1 protein-coding gene is annotated in these 406 nt (G+C 35.5%); it reads left to right on the forward strand.

What is annotated here, in order from left to right:
* The coding region (locus SB775_RS27590; RefSeq protein WP_410864324.1) for an alpha-amylase family glycosyl hydrolase at positions 1-406 on the forward strand (406 nt) is incomplete at both ends.

A 406-nucleotide genomic window follows, 5' to 3' on the forward strand; every position in this document is an offset into this window, starting at 1 on the left:
GGTAAAGATGGTTCGGAACCAAACAACTGGGAAAGTATTTTTAACGGTTCGGCATGGGAATATGATGAAGTAACAGGACAATATTATTTACACTTATTCTCGCGTAAACAACCAGATTTAAACTGGGAGAATAAAGAAGTTCGCGAAGTGTTATACGATACAGTTAATTGGTGGCTTGATAAAGGAATTGATGGTTTCCGCGTGGATGCGATTAGCCATATTAAAAAAGAAGATGGTTTCAAAGATATGCCAAATCCAAAAGAACTAAAGTATGTACCATCTTTTGATAAACATATGAATGTGGATGGTATTCAACCTTTACTAGAAGAGTTAAAAGAAAATACGTTTTCTAAGTACGATATTATGACTGTTGGTGAAGCGAATGGCGTTAAGATTGAAGATGCTG

The organism is Peribacillus sp. SIMBA_075 (genome assembly GCF_046534585.1).